Genomic DNA, 18,008 nt, shown 5'->3' with positions numbered 1-18,008 from the left:
AACGGGTCTCCTGGGGCGCTGCAGCAAATATCCGGTATGATAGCGCTATCCCATTCTCCATGGGCAGGAATGCCATGCCCCGTTGCTGCGGCAAAGCTGGGTCGTTGCATAAATGCATGCACGCCCGGCTTTAACAGTTTTATCGCAGGCAGTGCTTATTTTTTATCTATGCTGGATAGCGCTAACACAATGAACAAACCTTCTGTTGATTCTGCTGCTCGGCGGCCCCTGGCACTGGTGGTGATGGGGGTGTCGGGATGCGGCAAATCCAGCGCGGGCGCGGCGGTAGCCCAGTGCCTGGGCTGGCGTCTGGTGGAGGGCGACAGCTACCATGCCGCTGAAAGCGTCGCCAAGATGCAGGCCGGTATTGCGCTGACCGATGCGGACCGCGCAGGCTGGCTGCAGCGCCTGGCACAACTGCTGGCCGAGGCGGGGGAGGGTGATGGCGTGGTGCTGACCTGCTCGGCCCTCAAGCGCCAGTACCGGGAGCTGTTGCGTGCCGCCCAGCCACGGTTAGGTTTTGTGTTCCTGGATCTCCGCTACGACACGGCATTGGCACGGGTGCAGCAGCGCGCCGGCCATTTCTTCTCGCCTGAGCTGGTGGCTAACCAGTTTGCGACTTTGGAAGACCCGCGCGATGAGGCGCAGGTGTTCACGGTAGATGCGGATACCCCCATCGACGCCATTGCCGCACAGGTGCAGCAATGGTTGGCTGCGCAGCAGCCTTGAGCGGCCACAAAGCCTAGCGCCAGCGCTGCAAGTGGCTGCTGTGCTATAAAAATTACATAAAGAAAAGGGGTGCAACAGCCATGTCTGCGCGCCCCATTTGATGCAAAGGATTCCCCATGATGCAGATCCACCCGGTGGTTCAAGCGGTCACCGACCGCATCCGCGCCAAGAGCGCAGACACACGCAGCGCCTATTTGGCGCAGGTCGATGCGATGGCCCAGCGCCCGCCGCAGATGCGCTCCATGGGCTGCGCCAATATTGCGCACGCCGTGGCGGGCGTGCCGGCCAATGACAAGCTGCGCATTGTCGAGATCAAGGGCCCGAACGTGGGCATTGTGACGGCCTACAACGATGTGCTCTCAGCCCATGCGCCGCTGCAGCGCTACCCCGATATCTTGAAGGACGAGGCTCGCAAGCACGGCGCCACGGCGCAGGTGGCGGGCGGCGTGCCCGCCATGTGCGATGGGGTGACGCAGGGCATGCCGGGCATGGAGCTGAGCCTGTTCAGCCGCGATGCGATTGCGATGGGCACGGCCGTGGCGTTGACCCATGACACCTTCGATGCCGCGCTGATGCTGGGGGTGTGCGACAAGATCGTGCCTGGTCTGTTGATCGGCGCCTTGCATTTTGGCCATCTGCCGATGGTGTTTGTGCCGGCCGGGCCGATGACCTCGGGCCTGTCCAACAACGACAAGGCCAAGGTGCGCGAGCTGGCCGCACAAGGCCTGGTTGGCCGCGAAAAGCTGCTGGAGGCCGAGATGGCCGCCTACCACGATGCGGGCACCTGCACCTTCTACGGCACGGCCAACAGCAACCAGATGCTGCTTGAAGCCATGGGCCTGCACGTGCCAGGCAATGCCTTTATCAACCCGGAAGATGGTGCACGCGAGCTGCTCACCCGCGAGGCCATGCGCACGGTGCTGGACATCACCGCGGGCAAGCGTTTTGCGCCGATTGGCCGGGTGGTGGATGAGCGCTGCATTGTCAACGCCATGGTGGCCTTGCTGGCAACGGGCGGCTCGACCAACCACTTGATCCACTGGGTGGCCGTGGCGCGCGCTGCGGGCATCGCCATTGACTGGAATGATTTTGAGCAGCTGTCCTCGGTCGTGCCCTTGCTCGCTCGCGTCTACCCCAATGGCGCTGCCGATGTGAACCAGTTCCAGGCCGCAGGCGGCCCCGGCTACGTGATTGGCCAGCTGTTGGCTGCAGGGCTGATGCACGGCGATGTGCTGACGGTGCGGGCAGGGGGCCTAGCGGCCTATGCCAGTGTGCCGCGTGTGGAAGCGGGCCAACTGGTCTGGCAAGCGGCCACCGAATCCGGTGACGACAGCGTGCTGCGCCCGGTCAGCGCGCCTTTCAGCCCTACTGGCGGGCTCAAGCTGCTGACGGGCAACCTGGGGCGCAGCGTGATCAAGGTCAGCGCCGTACCCGCGGATCGCCATGTGCTGCGTGCCCCCGCCTGGGTGTTCGATTCGCAGGATGCGCTGCAGGAGGCTTTTAAATCTGGCGCGCTGGAGCAGGCTTGCCAGACCAATGGGTACAACGGCGTGGTCTGCGTGGTGCGCTGGCAGGGGCCGCGTGCCAACGGCATGCCGGAGCTGCACAAGCTCACCCCACCGTTGGCGGTGCTGCAGGGCAAGGGCTACCAGGTGGCCTTGGTGACGGACGGCCGCATGAGCGGTGCCTCCGGCAAGGTGCCGGCTGCCATCCATGTGTCGCCAGAAGCTCTGGCGGGAGGCCCTCTGGCCAAAATTGAGAGCGGTGACCTGGTGTTGTTGGACGCTGAAACCGGTATCATGCAGGCCGAGGTGGATAGCGCCGTCTGGGAGGCGCGTCCGCTGGCCACGATACCGGCCGAGCAGCTGCGCGCCAATGGCCGTGGCCTGGGCCGAGAACTGTTTGCCGGATTCCGGCGCAATGCGCTGAGCGCAGAAGAAGGAGCCTGCACATGGCTGAGCAACTGACCGCCTTATCCATCATGCAAGACGCACCGGTGATTCCGGTGATCGTGCTGCGCGACGTCAACCACGCGGTGTCCATGGCCAAGGCCCTGGTCGCTGGCGGCATCCGGGTGCTGGAAGTGACCCTGCGCACCCCCCAGGGTCTGGCCTCGATCGAGGCCATCGCCAAGTCGGTGCCCGAAGCGATTGTGGGCGCAGGCACGGTGCGCAACCCGGCCGATGCGCGTGCGGCGGCCGCTGCCGGTGCGCGTTTTGCGGTCAGCCCGGGCTACACCACGAGCGTGGGCGAGGCCTGCCGTGAAGCTCGCTTGCCGCTGCTGCCCGGCGTGGCGACCAGCAGCGAAATCATGCAGGCCCAGCAAGACGGCTTCAATGAGCTCAAGTTCTTCCCCGCACTGCAAGCAGGCGGCATCAACATGCTCAAGGCCTGGCAAGGTCCCTTCGCCGAAGTGCGCTTTTGCCCCACCGGCGGTATCACGCCGACCAATGCGCCAGAGTTTTTGGCACTGAAGAATGTGGTGTGCGTGGGTGGATCCTGGCTGGTGCCCACCGACACCCTGGAGCGTGGCGACTGGGAGCACATCACCTTGCTGGCGCGTGAGGCCGCTGCCTTGCCCCGCAAAAGCGTATAACGCCCGGGTCAGTTAGCAAAGCGGCCCCAAAAAGCAAAAGGGCAGAGGCCGTTACGCGGCTTCTGCCCAAGACGCGCGAGGCGCCAGAGGTACCAAGGATTCAAAGGGCCAATGGCCGGTCATGCGGGATCCATCAACAGGCGTTTTGGCTTGCGCCTGGCACGCTGTTGTTCGGCAAGGCAGCCGGTCATCCAGGCAGGGCCCAGGCCTGCAGGTCTGCCTGGATCCGCACCAGAAGCCTTATTTTTTCGGCCGGGCCTGATCGGTTTGCGCATAGCCGGGCGACTCTTCGCTCCAGGCTTTGTACCTGCCCGAGTCAGGCTGGAATTGTTGGCCGGGGAACAGGGTGCGCTCAATGTCGCGCAACACCGTCATGCCCACGCCATTGAGCTTGAGCAAGCGCTCCGGATAAGCCTCGACCACCTGGTCGACGGTGGTTATTGCATGCCTGCCAAGGCTATTGAGCGTTCTGCGGGATAGCCGTTTGTTTAAGAGCAGTTCAGTGGCCATGGGATCTTCAATCTATATAACAGGGCAGCGATGTCTGTCCCTGGAACGAAGATAGGGCTTGCAAGCCTGCCAAGTCGCCCTCAGCCGGCTTGCTACGCCCCGCGCTCACGGGGACAAAGGTGGATACAAATCATGCGTAATCGCATTTGTTATTCATTGATTCTATCATCATATATGTAATATGTATTTGAAGTCTGGCTGAATTGGTGTCGCCCAATAGCCATTCCGAGGAAATCAATGTAATAAAATGTATTTGAATGCCGCCGGGTTTCCCGTGCTGGGCTGCACCCAGGCTGTGTTTTCTCTCACTGCCATTCTCGTATTAAAAGCAGGTATTTTCGGATCCCGAGCGTCGCCTAGTTGCGTGGTCTGCAATGAAATCGGTTTCTTAAGAGCTGAGAACGCATTGACGTCTTTGTTTTAGGCTGCAGCAGTTCAATAAACCGTTTGATTTATTACATTGGCCTATCAGCTTATGTAACCCATAAAAACGGTTAAAGTAAGATTTTCATTGCCAAAAAATACCCAATACCTGCTGGCAGTTGTCGCCAAAGCCATCTCTTCGCCCGGTTATGCCCACCCGTAAAGCTTCGTCGCTGACGATCACCTTGATTTTGCCTTTTGTGATGCTGATTGCATTGCTTACGGGTGTGCTGGGGGTGCTGTGGTATTGGACGGGGAGCAAGACGGTGTCCATGCTGTCCAAGCAACTGATGGTGGAAATGGCCGAGCGCATTGGGCAGGCGGTTGACCGGCATATCTTCAGCTCGCGCTCCATCATCGAAGCCAGCTTTCCCCGGGGTTTGCCAGCACCTGCGCGCATTGAAGATGACCTGCCTGCACTGCGCAGCCGCTTGTGGGCGGCGACATCGCTTACGCAGCGCCAGGGCGACTACGTCTATTACGGCAATAGCCTGGGCCAAGGCCTGGGGCTGCTGCGCAGCAACGAAACCCAGGCAGAGTTGCGCATCAAACTGCACGCCCAGGAGGTGCGCAGCATCTACCTGCTGCCGGGCATCCGGGCCGAGCCGCTCTTTTTGCACAAGGAAAACAATCTTTTCGATCCGCGCACGCGTCCCTGGTACCGCATGGCCCAGCAGGCGCCGGGACATATCTGGACGCCGGTGTACATCGACTTCAATGCCAAGGACCTGGTGATGACCCTGGCACGCCATGTTCTGGGAGAAGACGGCAAGGTCGCCGGTGTGGTGGCCACCGATGTGTTGTTGAACCAGTTGCGGCTGTTTGTCGATGGCCTGCATCTGGCAGAGGGTGCGCAGGCCTTCATCATGGAGCCCAACGGTGACCTGGTTGCCGCCACCGGCATGGACAACATCCGTGCACAGGCGAACCAGCAACCTAGCCGCGTGAATGCAGCCAGCGCCGGCAATCCCTTGATGGAGATCACCTACCAAAAGCTCAGGCACGAGTTTTCTGAATCGAACGAAGTGGCCCGGACGGCGCTGATTTTTGATGCCGAAGACCAGGCCATCGAGGTGGCCTACCTGCGCGTGACCGATGATGCCGGCCTCAACTGGCTGGCCGTGGTGGCGGTGCCGCACCAGCAGATGCTGGCCGGCATTCGCGCGCATGTGGTGCTGGTGATTGCCTTGGGTCTGCTGGCTCTGGGTGCGGCGCTGGCTTTGGGCCTGCACATCTTTGGTGGCCTGGCCAAAGACATGCGCTCGCTCACCTATGCCGTGCGCAGGGTGGGCCAGGGTGAGATCGATGTGCCCATTGGCGTGGAGCGCAATGATGAGATTGGCGAGCTGGCCAACAATGTCCACCACATGCGGCACCGGTTGTTTACCGATGCCCTCACAGGTGCCGCCAACCGCAGTGCGCTCAACCATATTCTGGAGACCTTGACCCGCCCTGGTGCGGCCAAGCCGGCCGTATTCGCGATTTTGTTCATCGACCTCAACCAGTTCAAGCCACTGAACGACCGCTGGGGCCATGAGAACGGCGATATGGCGCTGATCGAGGTGGTGCAGCGTTTGAAAGAGGTACTGCGCAGCAACGATGTGTTAATCCGCTTGGGCGGGGATGAGTTTGTCGCCGTGCTGCAGGGCATCTCCAGCCAAGAGCAGCTGGAGGTCGTGCAGGCCAAGATCCGTGAAGTGCTGGCCCCCGCCTTGACCAGCCTGAAGGGGCTGCCTGAAGGGGAGTTGGTCCACCTGGGCGCTTCGATCGGTCAGGCCATCTATCCGGTCGATGGCGCAGATCCGCAAAGCCTGCTCAAGCATGCCGATCTGGACATGTACAAGAACAAGCAGCAAGGCGGCGACGGCCGCTGACCGAGGGCCGCAAGGCGCAGGCAAAAAAGCCAGGCGAAGGCCTGGCTGCTTGGGTGCTGAAAACCGGCGCTCAGGGGCTTAGCGCAAACCGCCACCCGTGCCGCTTTCTGCGCGCTGGATCAATTCAATCTTGTAACCATCGGGGTCCGTCACAAAGGCGATCACGGTGGTGCCGCCTTTGACGGGGCCGGCCTCGCGGGTGACATTGCCGCCATTGGCCTTGATCTTCTCGCAAGCGGCATAGGCATCGGGCACGCCCAGGGCGATATGGCCATAGGCGTTGCCCATGTCGTAGCTCTCAGTGCCCCAGTTGTAGGTCAGCTCGATCTCAGCCTGGCCGGGGTTGCCGTCTTCATAGCCCACAAAAGCCAGCGAATACTTGTACTCGGGGTTTTCCGAGGTGCGCAGCAGGCGCATGCCCAGCACCTGGGTGTAGAAATCGATGGAGCGCTGGAGGTTGCCAACGCGCAGCATGGTGTGCAAAAGACGCATGGGGTTTTCTTTCTTGTAAAGGCAGCGGCAGCGCAGGGCTGCCGCAAGGAAGAAGGCCGACCTTCAGGGGCCAGCCAGAGCCATCCGAGTGTAGCGCCGCACAGTGGCGGGCTGCAGCCCACAAAGCACAACCCCTGCACGGGGCAGGGGTTGCAAGTACAAACGAGGTGGCGAGAATTACTCGACCTTGGCCTTTTCACGCAGCTCTTGCTGGTACTTCTGGATTTGTTGCTGGCGCAGTTGCTGCTCGATCTGGGGCTTGACTTCCTCGAACTTGGGCAGCTGTGCTTCGCGCACATCGTCCACGCGGATGATGTGGTAGCCGAACTGGGTCTTGACGGGGGTGTCCGTCATCTGGCCCTTCTTCAGCTTGGTCATGGCTTCGGAGAACTCAGGCACGTAGTTGGCTGCGTTGCCCCAGTCCAGATCGCCACCGCGCTGGCCCGATCCTGGATCCTTGGATTCCTTCTTGGCCAGGTCTTCGAACTTGGCACCCTTCTTGATTTGGGCGATCAGGGCCTTGGCCTTGTCTTCGCTGTCCACCAAGATGTGGAAGGTATGGTATTCCTTGCCCTTGTTGGTCGCGACAAACTTGTCGTACTCCGCCTTGGCAGCGGCGTCAGAGATGGGGTGGGCCTTTTCATAGGCGGCAAACAGCTCCTGGGTCAGGATGCCTTGGCGCGCCAGCTCGACTTGGCCCTTGAAGGAGTCGGTTGCATCCAGGCCCTGGGCCTTGGCGGCCTGGGCGTAGATTTCACGCTCAATGATGGCTTCCTTGATCTGGCCTTCTTGATCGGCGCTCACAGGGCGACCGCTGCGCTCCATTTGTTCCTTGAAGGTCTGCAGCAGCGACGAAGGCACGGGCTTGCCATTGACGATGCCAATGTTCTGGGCCACTGCGGGCAGCGCAGCTGAGCCAAGCAGCGCAGCTGCAACCAGACCGGACAAGAGCTGTTTTTTCATGCGAAATCCAAATCGTTTATCTGTAAAGGAAATATACACCAGTGATTTCATTGTTTTGGCGTATTGAGGACTTCAATGGCAAGGGCATGTAAACCCGCGTCAATGAATGCTTGGAGCGCATCATACACAAGGCGATGCTGGCCAATGCGTGATGTGCCGGTAAATAAGGGTGAAGCGATGCGCAGCCGAAAATGGGTGCCAAAACCGGTGCCGTTCGCGCCTACATGGCCCGCGTGCAGGCCGCTTTCATCGATCACTTCCAGTTGGGTGGGCGAGAGCTTGTCGCGCAGCGCAGCCTCAATGGCGGCGGCGGTAATGTCCTGGGGGTGCATAAGAGATAAGGAGAAAGTAGCGCTGGCGGGGTAGGGCCTTGCAGGGGTGCAGCAGGATCGCTGCACGCCAGGCCATCCGGGCTTCAGGGTTGGTCTTCGGGGCTTTGCTGGATATGGCGGCTGAGGTACATGGCCTGGCCGATGACAAACACCAGCATCAGGCCCAGGCCGCCGAACATCTTGAAAGTGACCCAGGTATCCAGGTCGTACTTGTAGGCCACCCAGATATTGACAATGCCCATGATCGTGAAAAAGAGCGCCCAGCTGTAGTTCACGGTGTTCCAGACTGCTTGTGGCAGCTGCACCTGCGACGACATCAGCTTTTGCATCAGGTTTTTATTGAAAAGCCACTGACCGCCCAACAAAACCACCGCCATCACCCAATACAGCACCGTGGGTTTCCACTTGATAAAGGACTCATCGTGAAAGAGCAGGGTGGCGCCACCAAACACCACGATCACGCCCAGGCTGATCCACTGCATGGGCTCGACCTTGCCGACTTTGAAACGCAGGTAAGCGATCTGGGCAATGGTCGCAGCAATGGCGACCCCGGTGGCCACGAACACGCCCCAGACCTTGAATGCCGCGAAAAACAGCAGGATGGGGAAAAAATCAATCAAAAATTTCATATCAGGCGATGCGGGCTGTGCGTGGCGCGGCTAAAAAGCAGGCGCGCTGTGCGGACAAGAAAGCAGGGCTTTGGGTGCTTGTGTTTCGTTGAGTAGGGCGTCTGCAGGCAAGTTGCCAATGATACGCGAGCTATTTTGGCGCCAGCTTAAGCCGGGCTGAAGCTTCCGCCCCGGTTTGCCGGGGTGTCAGAGCACCAGCCGCTGCCAAAGTTCCACACGGCGTCACACAGAGCCATCGGCGCCAGGTGTGCCCCGGTCTTATTCCGGCTTTTCAAAGTCCAGCGCGGCCGAGTTCATGCAGTAGCGCAGGCCCGTGGGCTGGGGGCCATCGGGAAACACATGGCCCAGGTGGGCGCCACACTGGGCGCAGACCGTCTCCACCCGCACCATGCCATGGCTGCGGTCCACATTTTCCTGGATCGCGCCGGGGATGGCTTCGGAGAAGCTGGGCCAGCCGCAACCGGCATCGAACTTGGTATCGCTGTCAAACAGCTTGGCGCCGCAGCAGATGCAGTGGTAGCTGCCATCGGCCCAGTGCGCCTCGTACTTGCCGGTAAAGGGGCGCTCGGTAGCCGCATGGCGGGTGACCTGGAAAGCCACCGATTCGGCTTGCTTGGATGCGAGTTCGGCCTGCCATTGGGCATCCGATTTTTGAACGGGAAAGCTCATGATGAACAGCTGATTTCAATGTGTTGCGCCCAGTCGGGCGGGAGGGCGGCCAGGTCTTCGCAGCCGGGATGCTCTGCATATGGTGTTGCCAGCACGGTTTGCAAGCGCTGAAACGGTGTCCAATTGCCCTGCTGCGCCGCAGTAATGGCCTCCTGGCCCAGATGGTTGCGCAGCACATAGCGCGGATTGGCGGCAAACATGCGCGCGGCGGTGGCGGCTGCATCGCCGGGCTGCAGCAGCGCTTGGTACTGCGCGCGCCAGGTTTCAAAGCCAGCGTCGCCATGGAACCAATGCGCCAGCGCAGGCAGGCTGTCATCGGCCACCGCTTGGGAAAGCGCACGCCAGAACAGGCTGTAGTCCGTGCGGTGCTGCTGCATCAGCGCCAGCAAGGGGTTGACCACAGCGGCCACCGCCTCGGGCGCGGTGCTGCGGGCAGGGTCCAGCCCCAGCTTGGCGCCCAGCGCGCGCTGCATGGCCGGCTCCAGCGCGGTCTTGTAGCGCTCCAAAGCCGCCAAGGTGGTCGCTTCGTCTTCGATCAGCGGTAGCAGCGCCTGGCCCAGGCAAAACAGGTTCCAGTAAGCCACTTGCGGTTGGCGCGCAAAGGCGTAGCGGCCGCCGGTATCGCTGTGGTTGCAGATATGGTTGGCGTCGTAGTGGTCCAGGAACTGGAAGGGGCCGTAGTCAATGGTCAGGCCCAGAATGCTCATGTTGTCGGTGTTCATCACGCCATGGCAAAAGCCATGCGCTTGCCACAGCGCAATCATGCGCGCCGTGCGCTCCGCCACTTCACCCAGCAGCGCGGCATAGCGCTGTGCCGAACCGCTGGCATGCGCGGCCGCTTGCGGGAGGTAGCGCTCGGCCACATAGTCGGCCAGGCGGCGCAGGCTGCCGATGTCATCCCTGGCTGCGAAATGCTCAAAATGCCCAAAACGCACAAAGCTGGGCGCCACGCGGGCCACCACGGCCGCCGTCTCTACCGTCTCGCGGTAAATAGGCTGGGGGGAGGTGACCAGAGACAGCGCGCGCGTGGTGGGCACGCCCAGGCCATGCATGGCTTCGCTGCACAGGTACTCGCGGATGGAAGAGCGCAACACTGCGCGGCCATCGCCCATGCGGGAATAGGGCGTTTTGCCCGCGCCTTTGAGCTGCAGCTCCTGGCCCTGGGCGGCTGCATCGGCACTGACCTCGCCCAGCAAGATGGCCCGGCCATCGCCTAACTGGCCGGCCCAGTGGCCAAACTGGTGGCCGCTGTAGACGCTGGCCAGCGCGTCCATGCCTGGCAGCAGCGCATTGCCGCCCAGCACCTGCGTGGCTTCGCTGCTCGCCAGCCAGTCGGGGCGCAGGCCCATGTCCTGGGCCAGCGCATCATTGCCTGCCTGCATGGCCAACTCCGGCATGGGCGTGGGTTGCAGACGGGTGTAGAAGACGGGCGGCAGGCTGGCAAAGCCGTTGTGCCATTGGCTGCCTGGCTGCAGCGCAGCCTTGGCCGAAGAGGGGGCGGGGGGGGATGACAGGCTGGAATCCATGCAGAGATTGTCTGCCTACCGGCTTTTCCCAGGTGGGGTTGTGTCTATACCGCCGCTGCCGCGCCGCAACATTATTTGACCCTGCTCTGGGCCCATAACCGCAATGGCCGGCGCTTTTGTCGGTGGTGGGCCGGGAGGGCACGTTATTATGTCGGCCTGAGTTCTACCGCTTTGTTCAATAGAAGACATCACAAAGCCGCTGGCAGCTGCGCGGATACCGGGGTTTGCCGCTGGCTGCGGCCTGCCCCGACGGTGATACCGCCAGGCAAGGCATAGCGGCCCACCCAAGAGAAAACGAGCACCGTGCGCCTCAATTCCATCAAGCTTGCTGGCTTCAAGTCCTTTGCGGAGCCCACCAACTTCATGCTTCCAGGTCAGCTGGTTGGCGTGGTTGGTCCCAATGGCTGCGGCAAGTCCAACATCATGGATGCGGTGCGCTGGGTGCTGGGCGAGTCCAAGGCCAGCGAGCTGCGTGGCGAGTCCATGCAGGACGTCATCTTCAACGGCACCACCCACCGCAAGCCGGCCAGCCGCTCCAGTGTGGAGCTGGTGTTTGACAACAGCGACCACCGCGCTGGCGGCCAGTGGAGCCAGTACACCGAGATTGCCGTCAAGCGCGTGCTCACGCGCGACGGCAGCAGCAGCTACTTCATCAACAACCTGCCGGTGCGCCGGCGCGATGTGCAGGACGTGTTTCTGGGCACAGGCCTGGGCCCGCGTGCCTACGCCATCATCGGCCAGGGCACCATCAGCCGCATCATCGAGTCGCGCCCCGAAGAGCTGCGCCTGTTCCTGGAAGAGGCCGCCGGCGTCTCCAAGTACAAGGAGCGCCGCCGCGAGACCGAAAACCGCCTCAACGACACGCGCGAGAACCTGACCCGGGTCGAAGACATCTTGCGCGAGTTGAATGCCAACCTCGACAAGCTGGAAAAGCAGGCGGAGGTGGCCGCCAAGTACAACGCGCTCAACGCCAGCGCCACCTTGAAGCAGCACCAGCTGTGGTTCTTGAAGCGCAGCGACGCCGAGCAAGAGCAGGAAAAGGTGCGCATCGATGGCCTCAAGGCCGTGAACGACCTGGAGTCGCGCCTGGCCGATCTGCGCCACGTCGAAGCCGATCTGGAGACCATTCGCCAGTCGCACTATGCAGCGGGCGATATCGTCAACCAGGCACAGGGCAAGCTCTACGAGGCCACCGCCGAAGTCGGCCGGCTTGAAGCCGAGATCCGCTATGTCGTCGAAGGCCGCCAGCGCGTCGAAAACCGCCTGGTGCAACTGGCTGAGCAGATCGCGCAGTGGACCATCCGCAAAGACGAATCCGAGGGCGAGCTGGAAAATCTCGCTGGCCAGGGCATGGACGCCGAAGAGCGCGCCGAGACACTGGCCGCCCAGCTCGAAGAGCAAAACCTGCAGCTGCCCGATATGGAAGAGGCACTGCGCCAGGCCCAGCAGCGCGCTAATGAGCAGCGCAGCTCCGTCACCCAGGTGCAGCAGCAGATCCAGGTGCTGGCCGCAGAGCAGCGCAGCTTGAACGAGCAAAGCCGGGGCCTGGAAGTGCGCAGCGAGCGTTTGCGCGGTGACCGCAATGCCATGGCCGCCCCCGACGAAACCCGTTTGCTCAATCTGCAGCAGCAAAACGAGGAAGCCGCCGAGGCCGCCGAAATTGCCGAAGCGCGCTTGATGGAGCTGCAAGACAGCGTGCCGCAGCTCGATGACACCCGGCGCAGCAAGCAGCAGCAAGTCAACCAGGAAGGCGCCAAGCAGGCCGAGCTGGCCGCACGGCTGGAGGCGCTCAAGGCGCTGCAGGAAAAGGTCAAAACCGACGGCAAGCTCCAGCCCTGGCTGGCCAAGCATGGGCTCGATGGCCTGCAAGGTTTGTGGAGCCGTATTCAGGTGGAATCCGGCTGGGAAAACGCGCTGGAAGCCGCTTTGCGTGAGCGCCTGGCGGCATTGGAAGTCAGCCGCCTGGACATGGTGCGCGGCTTTTTGGGCGCCGGCGCCCAGGATGCACCGCCTGCCCGCCTGGCTTTCTACAGCGTGCCCCAAGCGCCTGGTACTGCCCCTGCTGGCCAGATGGCGCAGCTCTCGGATTTGCTGCGTGTGCACGATGCAGGCCTGCGCGCGGTGCTGGTCGACTGGCTTTGCGGCTGCTACACCTGCCCCAGCCTGGATGAGGCGCTGGCCCAGCGCAGCCGCCTGCAGCCCGGTGAAGCCATTTTTGTGCCCACGGGCCACTCCGTCAGCCTGCACAGCGTCAGCTTTTATGCCCAGGATTCCGAGCAATCGGGCATGCTGGCCCGGGCACAGGAAATCGAGCACCTGGAAAAGGAACTGCGTGCCCAGTCGCTGATTGGTGAAGAGGCGCGCAATGCCTTGGTACGCGCCGAGAGCGCCTACGCCGATGCCTCGCAGCGCCTGGTCGCCGTGCGCGCCGAGGCCGCACAAACCCGCAACCGCGCCCATGAGCTGCAGGTCGAGACTTTGCGGCTCACCCAGCTGGCCGAACAGGCCCGGGCCCGCACGGCGCAAATTGATTCCGACCTGGGCGAGGTGGTGCAGCAGCTCGAAGAGATCCAGGAGCGGCGCATTGCGGCCGAGGCCCGTTTTGAAGAGCTGGACATGCAACTGGCCGACAGCCAGGAGCAGCATGCCCAGTTCGACGAGAAGGTGTATGACGCCGAGCGCAAACTGGCCAACGCCCGCGAGCAACTGCGTGCGCTGGAGCGCCAGTCGCAGGAAGCGGTATTTGGCCAGCGCAGCATGGAGGCGCGTCGTGCTGAGCTCAACCGCACCATGGAGACCGCGTTGCAGCAGGCCAAGGCCCTGGGCGATGAGCAGCTGCGCGCGCAAGAAGAGCAAAAGCGCCTCAACGACGCCGCTGCGCAAGGTGGCTTGCAAGATGCGCTGAACCTGAAGATGGAGCGCGAGAAAGACCTGGCCGCGCGCCGCAGCGAATACGACGATCTGACAGCCCGTCTGCGCAGCAGCGATGAGCGCCGCCAGCAGTTTGAGCGCGAGCTGCAGCCGCTGCGCGACCGGATCACCGATTTCAAGCTCAAGGAGCAAGCGGCCCAGCTGGGGCTGGAGCAGTACACCACCTTGCTGGAAGAGGCGCAGGCCGATCTGGACGCCATTGCCGCTTCGGTCAAGGATGGCCAGGTGCGGCTGACGGGCCTGCAAAGCGAGATCGACCGCCTGCACCGCGAGATTGACGCGCTGGGCGCCGTCAACCTGGCCGCGCTCGATGAGCTGAACCATGCCCGCGAGCGCAAGACCTTCCTGGACTCGCAGATGGATGACCTGACCCAGGCCATGACCACCTTGGAGGACGCGATCAAGAAGATCGATGCCGAAACCCGGCAGTTGCTCTCGGGCACCTTCGATACCGTCAACACCCATTTTGGGCGCATGTTCCCCGAACTGTTTGGTGGGGGCCAGGCCAAGCTGATCATCACCGGCGACGAGATTCTGGACTCGGGTGTGCAGGTGATGGCCCAGCCGCCTGGCAAGAAGAACCAGACCATCCATTTGCTCTCGGGCGGTGAGAAAGCGCTGACCGCGATTGCGCTGGTGTTTGCGATCTTCCAGCTCAACCCGGCGCCGTTCTGTTTGCTCGACGAGGTGGATGCACCGCTGGACGATGCCAACACGGAGCGCTATGCCAAGCTGGTGGCCTCGATGAGCCGCAGCACACAGTTTCTCTTCATCAGCCACAACAAGATCGCCATGGAGATCGCCCAGCAACTGATTGGTGTGACAATGCAGGAGCAGGGCGTCTCGCGCATTGTGGCTGTGGATATGGAATCCGCCTTGTCGATGGCGGATTCGGCGTGATAGATTTTTAAAAACGAAGTCGTATGAGTAATTTTCAACTGGCGTTGGTGATCACCTTTGGTGTCATTCTGGTTTTGTACATCGCCTACAACACCTGGTCGGCGCGCCGCAACGAGCCCAAAAAACCCCGACCCGAAGAGCCCGGCCAGTCGGGTGAATCCTCTGAGATGCGCTACGAACCCGGCTTTGACGGCCGCGCTGCGTCGTCCGCCACCGGCGACCCGGTTTTTGATGCCCAATTGGGCGGTCATGGCAGTGGCGATGCCTTTGCAGCAGGCGCCACGGCGCGCAGCGGCAACCCCGGCACCTACCTGGGCGATCGCCAGCAAATCCTTGACCCACTGACCGATGCGATTGCGCCCATCCACACCGATGGCATCGTCTCGGGCAATGCCGCGATTGCCGCCATGCCCAGCAGTTTTCGCGCCGGCAACAAGGCTTTCAACATTGAGGGCCTGAACGACAGCAGCCAGACCTGGGAGCTGCCCCGCGCCGGTGCCCGCTATACCGCCTTCCAGGCTGGCGTGCAGCTGGCCAACCGCCACGGCCCAATGAACGAGATCGAGTTTTCCGAGTTCGTGACCAAGGTCCAGCAGTTTGCCGACAGCATTGGCGCGGCGCATGACGCGCCCGATATGCTGCAGGAGGTGGCCCGCGCACGCGAGCTCGATGCCTTTGCCAGCGAGCATGATGCCCAACTGGCCTTTATGCTGCGTGCCAAGCGCGCTTCCTGGAGCCCCGGTTATGTGGCCCAGGTGGCAGCCAAGCATGGCTTTGTGCCCGCTGGGCCCGGCCGCATGGTGATGCCTTCGGGCATCGAGCAGATGCCGGCCATTTTGGCGCTGACCTATGATGCCCAAGCCGCCCTGGCCGACGACCCAGAAGCCAGCGCCTTGCGCGATGTGCTGCTGAGCCTGGATGTGCCCCATGTCGCCCGCAGCGAAAAGCCGTTTGACAAGATGCGTACCGCTGCCGAGGCGCTGTGCGCCGAGATGGACGGTGTCATCTGCGACCAAAATGGCACGCCCTTGCCGATCATGGTGGTCGACCCCATTGCCCAGGATCTGGAGAACTTGTACGACCAGCTGGAGCAGCGCGATCTGGCCGCAGGCTCGCTGGCCGCCCGGCGTTTGTTCAGCTAAGCCTGTGCCGTTTCCCCCAAGGCTGCTTGCGCAGCCTTTTTTGCTTTATGCCCGCCGCTTTATAAGCCCAGACGCTGCGGCTTTGGCCGTATAGTCGCAGGCATCAGAGCCCGCAGAGCCCCGCGCTTTGCCAGATTTTCGGAGTCAAGCCGCATGGCTGAGAATATTGATCTTTTCGCGTCGCCCGCTGCTGGCGATGCCCCCCAAGACGCCGCTGCCCAAGTGCAGGCCCTGCGCGCGCAGCTGCTGCAGTGGGCGCATGAATACTATGTGCAGGATGCGCCTTCGGTGCCCGATGGCGAGTATGACCGGGTCTACCAGCAGCTCGAAGCGCTGGAGAAAGCCCATCCCGAGCTACACAGCCCCGACTCGCCCACCCAGCGCGTCATCGGCGCCATTCTGGATGGATTGACCCCGGTGCGCCATGCGGTGCCCATGCTCAGCATCCGCACCGAAACCGACAACGAGGCCAGCGGTGCGCAGGCTTTTGATGCCCGCATCCGCAAGGAGCTGGGGCTGGATGCCGCCGATCCTGCGGTGGAGTATGTGGCCGAGCCCAAATTCGATGGCCTGGCTATGAACCTGCGCTACGAAGGTGGTCGCCTGGTGCAGGCCACCACCCGGGGCGACGGCGAAGTCGGCGAGGACGTCACCCACAATATCCGCACCATCCGCCAGATACCGCTGCAGCTGCGCCAGGATGCAGGCGCGCCGCCGGTGCTGGAGGTGCGCGGCGAAGTCTATATGCGCCGCGATGATTTCGATGCCCTCAACCGCAAGCAGGAGGCCGCGGGCGGCAAGACCTTCGTCAACCCACGCAATGCCGCAGCCGGTGCCGTGCGCCAGCTCGACTCGAACATCACCGCCCAGCGTCCGCTGTCCTTTTTTGCCTATGGCGTGGGCGAGGTCACGCCGCCGGCCCAGGGCGGTGTGCAGTGGGACAGCCACTACGCCATGCTGATGCAGCTGCGCGCCTGGGGCTTTCCGGTGGCGCCCCAGGTCTGCGTCGCCAAGGGCGCTGCCGAGTTGGTGGCTTTCCACCAGCGCATGGGGGCCGAACGTGCCAACCTGGGTTATGAGATCGATGGTGTGGTCTATAAGGTCAACAGCCGTGCGCTGCAGCAGGAGCTGGGCTTTGTCAGCCGCGAACCGCGCTGGGCCGTGGCCCACAAGTACCCGGCTCAGGAGATGGTCACCCGGCTCGAGGGCATTGATGTGCAAGTCGGCCGTACCGGCAAGCTGACGCCGGTGGCACGGCTCGCGCCGGTATTTGTGGGCGGCGTGACCGTCACCAACGCCACCTTGTCCAATGTGTTCGACATCCGCAAGAAGGGCGTTCGCATCGGTGACGATGTCATCGTGCGCCGCGCGGGCGATGTGATCCCCGAAGTTGCGGGCAGGGTGCCGGGCGAACGGGCCCAGTATGTGCCCAACTTCTCAATGCCCCGCCAATGCCCGGTTTGCGGCAGCGATGTGGTGCGTGAAAAAGGCGAGGCCAACCACCGCTGCACCGGCGGCCTGTTTTGCGTGGCCCAGCGCAAAGAGGCCATCCTGCACTACGCGCACCGCCGCGCCCTGGATATTGAAGGCCTGGGCGACAAGCTGGTCGATCAGTTGGTCGACAGCGGCGTGATCCGCAGCCTGCCCGACCTCTACAAACTGGGCATTGCCACGCTCTCGGGTCTGGAGCGTATGGCGGAAAAGTCTGCCCAGAATGTGCTGGCCGCGCTGGAGGCCTCCAAGAAAACCAGCTTGGCGCGCTTTGTGTTCGGCTTGGGGATTCGCCATGTGGGCGAGTCCACCGCCAAGGACCTGGCCAAGCACTTCGGGGTGCTCGACGCCATCATGGACGCCTCAGTCGAGGACTTGCTGCAAGTCAATGACGTAGGGCCGGTGGTGGCCAACAGCCTGCACACCTTTTTTGCCCAGCCGCACAACCGCGAAGTGGTAGAGCAGCTGCGTGCTGCGGGTGTGCATTGGGACGAAGCCGTGCCCGCAGAAAAGCCCGCGCAGATTCTGGCCGGCATGACCGTGGTGCTCACCGGCACCTTGCCCACGATGGGGCGCGATGAGGCCAAGGACCTGCTCGAAGCCGCCGGCGCCAAGGTCTCCGGCTCGGTCAGCAAGAAGACCCACTACCTGGTGGCCGGTGCGGATGCCGGCAGCAAACTGACCAAAGCCCAAGAGCTGGGCGTGAGCGTTTTGGACGAAGCGGCCATGCTGCGGCTCTTGCAAAACGGTGCGCCTTGATGGGCTGCCATCGGCTGGTTCGGCAGGGCTGCTTAGCATAGG

14 protein-coding genes are annotated in these 18,008 nt (G+C 62.5%); 7 read left to right on the top strand and 7 right to left on the bottom strand.

The window, feature by feature from the left end; genetic code table 11:
• Positions 1-189: 189 nt before the first annotated feature.
• The 3 genes from M2375_RS06340 (at position 190) to eda (ending at position 3,325) form a co-directional block, all read left to right on the top strand.
• Positions 190-729: a gluconokinase gene (locus tag M2375_RS06340; protein WP_259164632.1), complete on the top strand. Its 540-nt coding sequence runs from the start codon at positions 190-192 to the stop codon at positions 727-729.
• A gap of 119 nt (positions 730-848) precedes the next feature.
• Complete coding sequence (edd, locus tag M2375_RS06335; RefSeq protein WP_259164790.1) at positions 849-2,696, top strand: phosphogluconate dehydratase; 1,848 nt, start codon at positions 849-851, stop codon at positions 2,694-2,696.
• A complete protein-coding gene (gene eda, locus M2375_RS06330; RefSeq protein ID WP_259164631.1) occupies positions 2,681-3,325 on the top strand; it encodes a bifunctional 4-hydroxy-2-oxoglutarate aldolase/2-dehydro-3-deoxy-phosphogluconate aldolase in 645 nt (214 codons plus the stop codon). The genes edd and eda overlap by 16 nt, the downstream gene beginning before the upstream one ends.
• A 240-nt stretch (positions 3,326-3,565) precedes the next feature.
• Here eda and M2375_RS06325 read toward each other — a convergent pair whose 3' ends face one another.
• Positions 3,566-3,835: a DNA-directed RNA polymerase subunit alpha C-terminal domain-containing protein gene (locus M2375_RS06325; RefSeq protein ID WP_259164629.1), complete on the bottom strand. Its 270-nt coding sequence runs from the start codon at positions 3,833-3,835 to the stop codon at positions 3,566-3,568.
• A gap of 572 nt (positions 3,836-4,407) precedes the next feature.
• Between M2375_RS06325 and M2375_RS06320 the strand changes: the two genes are divergently transcribed.
• Entirely contained in the window at positions 4,408-6,132 is a 1,725-nt protein-coding gene (locus tag M2375_RS06320) for a diguanylate cyclase domain-containing protein (protein ID WP_259164628.1), read from the top strand.
• 78 nt (positions 6,133-6,210) lie between these two features.
• On the opposite strand, the gene gloA is transcribed toward M2375_RS06320, so the two are convergent.
• The 6 genes from gloA to M2375_RS06290 all read right to left on the bottom strand — a co-directional run bounded on the left by gloA (position 6,211) and on the right by M2375_RS06290 (position 10,743).
• On the bottom strand, positions 6,211-6,624 hold the full coding sequence (gene gloA, locus M2375_RS06315; RefSeq protein WP_259164627.1) for a lactoylglutathione lyase: 414 nt from the start codon (positions 6,622-6,624) through the stop codon (positions 6,211-6,213).
• Positions 6,625-6,801: 177 nt separating this feature from the next.
• Complete coding sequence (locus tag M2375_RS06310) at positions 6,802-7,587, bottom strand: peptidylprolyl isomerase (RefSeq protein ID WP_259164626.1); 786 nt, start codon at positions 7,585-7,587, stop codon at positions 6,802-6,804.
• A 47-nt stretch (positions 7,588-7,634) separates the two neighbouring features.
• Positions 7,635-7,919, bottom strand: a complete 285-nt coding sequence (locus M2375_RS06305; protein WP_259164625.1) for a BolA family transcriptional regulator — start codon at positions 7,917-7,919, stop codon at positions 7,635-7,637.
• Between the two features lie 83 nt (positions 7,920-8,002).
• Positions 8,003-8,548 (bottom strand): septation protein A, encoded by a 546-nt coding sequence (locus M2375_RS06300; protein ID WP_259164624.1) that lies wholly within the window; start codon positions 8,546-8,548, stop codon positions 8,003-8,005.
• Positions 8,549-8,806: 258 nt separating this feature from the next.
• Positions 8,807-9,217: a peptide-methionine (R)-S-oxide reductase MsrB gene (gene msrB / locus M2375_RS06295; protein ID WP_259164623.1), complete on the bottom strand. Its 411-nt coding sequence runs from the start codon at positions 9,215-9,217 to the stop codon at positions 8,807-8,809.
• Positions 9,214-10,743 (bottom strand): YdiU family protein, encoded by a 1,530-nt coding sequence (locus M2375_RS06290; protein ID WP_259164622.1) that lies wholly within the window; start codon positions 10,741-10,743, stop codon positions 9,214-9,216. The genes msrB and M2375_RS06290 overlap by 4 nt, the downstream gene beginning before the upstream one ends.
• Positions 10,744-11,046: 303 nt before the next feature.
• Between M2375_RS06290 and smc the strand changes: the two genes are divergently transcribed.
• The 3 genes from smc (at position 11,047) to ligA (ending at position 17,966) form a co-directional block, all read left to right on the top strand.
• Complete coding sequence (gene smc / locus M2375_RS06285) at positions 11,047-14,574, top strand: chromosome segregation protein SMC (protein ID WP_259164621.1); 3,528 nt, start codon at positions 11,047-11,049, stop codon at positions 14,572-14,574.
• 23 nt (positions 14,575-14,597) lie between these two features.
• The gene (locus M2375_RS06280) at positions 14,598-15,716 is read left to right on the top strand and encodes a cell division protein ZipA C-terminal FtsZ-binding domain-containing protein (protein ID WP_259164620.1); all 1,119 of its coding nucleotides are present in this window, start codon (positions 14,598-14,600) and stop codon (positions 15,714-15,716) included.
• A gap of 153 nt (positions 15,717-15,869) precedes the next feature.
• Positions 15,870-17,966, top strand: a complete 2,097-nt coding sequence (ligA, locus tag M2375_RS06275; RefSeq protein ID WP_259164619.1) for an NAD-dependent DNA ligase LigA — start codon at positions 15,870-15,872, stop codon at positions 17,964-17,966.
• The last annotated feature ends 42 nt before the right edge of the window (positions 17,967-18,008 follow it).

The sequence above is a fragment of the Comamonas sp. BIGb0152 genome (assembly GCF_024809975.1).
In the GTDB taxonomy this organism is placed as follows: Bacteria; Pseudomonadota; Gammaproteobacteria; order Burkholderiales; family Burkholderiaceae_C; genus Comamonas.
The sequence above is the reverse complement of the archived record's forward strand: the minus strand, read 5'-3'. Positions and strand labels throughout refer to the sequence as shown.

What these genes read in the sequence shown, in the direction of transcription:
- edd (WP_259164790.1), top strand. Translation starts at nt 849, where the DNA reads ATGCAGATCCACCCGGTGGTTCAAGCGGTCACCGACCGCATCCGCGCC.
- msrB (WP_259164623.1), bottom strand. Translation starts at nt 9,217, where the DNA reads ATGAGCTTTCCCGTTCAAAAATCGGATGCCCAATGGCAGGCCGAACTC.
- ligA (WP_259164619.1), top strand. Translation starts at nt 15,870, where the DNA reads ATGGCTGAGAATATTGATCTTTTCGCGTCGCCCGCTGCTGGCGATGCC.
- eda (WP_259164631.1), top strand. Translation starts at nt 2,681, where the DNA reads ATGGCTGAGCAACTGACCGCCTTATCCATCATGCAAGACGCACCGGTG.
- M2375_RS06325 (WP_259164629.1), bottom strand. Translation starts at nt 3,835, where the DNA reads ATGGCCACTGAACTGCTCTTAAACAAACGGCTATCCCGCAGAACGCTC.
- M2375_RS06290 (WP_259164622.1), bottom strand. Translation starts at nt 10,743, where the DNA reads ATGGATTCCAGCCTGTCATCCCCCCCCGCCCCCTCTTCGGCCAAGGCT.
- M2375_RS06305 (WP_259164625.1), bottom strand. Translation starts at nt 7,919, where the DNA reads ATGCACCCCCAGGACATTACCGCCGCCGCCATTGAGGCTGCGCTGCGC.
- M2375_RS06320 (WP_259164628.1), top strand. Translation starts at nt 4,408, where the DNA reads ATGCCCACCCGTAAAGCTTCGTCGCTGACGATCACCTTGATTTTGCCT.
- M2375_RS06340 (WP_259164632.1), top strand. Translation starts at nt 190, where the DNA reads ATGAACAAACCTTCTGTTGATTCTGCTGCTCGGCGGCCCCTGGCACTG.
- M2375_RS06280 (WP_259164620.1), top strand. Translation starts at nt 14,598, where the DNA reads ATGAGTAATTTTCAACTGGCGTTGGTGATCACCTTTGGTGTCATTCTG.
- M2375_RS06300 (WP_259164624.1), bottom strand. Translation starts at nt 8,548, where the DNA reads ATGAAATTTTTGATTGATTTTTTCCCCATCCTGCTGTTTTTCGCGGCA.
- M2375_RS06310 (WP_259164626.1), bottom strand. Translation starts at nt 7,587, where the DNA reads ATGAAAAAACAGCTCTTGTCCGGTCTGGTTGCAGCTGCGCTGCTTGGC.
- gloA (WP_259164627.1), bottom strand. Translation starts at nt 6,624, where the DNA reads ATGCGTCTTTTGCACACCATGCTGCGCGTTGGCAACCTCCAGCGCTCC.